A 391-nucleotide genomic window follows, 5' to 3' on the forward strand; every position below is an offset into this window, starting at 1 on the left:
GCAGCACCCGGCCGCTGGGCCGCATTGCCGCTCGGCACTCGCACCTCAGCCACCTCGCAGTCGACGGCCTCGTCGACCTCGCTCTCTTCGAGCACCGCCCGCAAGCTTCCCTTGTGACCCTTTTAGCGCCGCCTTTGCGTTCGCTGTTGCATCGCTGAGCTCTGGTGCCCCTACCGGGCCTTTTCTCAGGCATGAACGACCGGCACGATCATCAAGGCTATCTTGTAGGTTCAGAACTTGTGAGCAACGAGGAAGCTATCGTCTCACGCTTCAAGTGGTTCGAAATTCCCGGAGCAGGTCACACCTTAGAAGCCCCCTCATGCTGCCGAAGGCAGTCACGTTTTGGGCATTGATAGAAAGTGCATAACACGCCCTAGTGGTGTGAGTCAGA

It is taken from the genome of Caldimonas tepidiphila (assembly GCF_003569765.1).
GTDB lineage: Bacteria > Pseudomonadota > Gammaproteobacteria > Burkholderiales > Burkholderiaceae_C > Caldimonas > Caldimonas tepidiphila.